Source organism: Pseudoalteromonas sp. S3178 (genome assembly GCF_005886985.1).
GTDB classification, from domain to species: domain Bacteria; phylum Pseudomonadota; class Gammaproteobacteria; order Enterobacterales; family Alteromonadaceae; genus Pseudoalteromonas; species Pseudoalteromonas carrageenovora.
This window is the reverse complement of sequence record NZ_PNCW01000662.1, coordinates 1-245: the sequence shown is the minus strand read 5'-3', so window position 1 is coordinate 245 and position 245 is coordinate 1. Positions and strand designations below refer to the sequence as shown.

The following is a 245-nucleotide window of genomic DNA, read 5'->3' as shown; positions in this document are numbered from 1 at the left end:
TTAAAAAATAACGACGTATTAGTTAACGTCGACCGCTTTGGCCGTGCACAAAACCAACCAACGCAACACATTGGCGCATTAATTGACTTGGGCACTGGCTACACCAACTATCAATTTAATATTGATGTACCCAACGCCCCTCTGGGTTATGATTGGGGTCCCGGCACTTATAAATTAGTAGGTGGCGCCAATACAGGACACCATATTCAAGTTGGTTCGGACCTATCTTATACCGTGATAGGTAC

Annotated in this window: 1 pseudogene; it reads left to right on the top strand. The window is 44.5% G+C overall.

From position 1 onward, the window contains the following. Positions 1 to 245 (top strand): annotated as a pseudogene (locus CWC11_RS23240) (fimbria/pilus outer membrane usher protein); the annotation flags it as partial.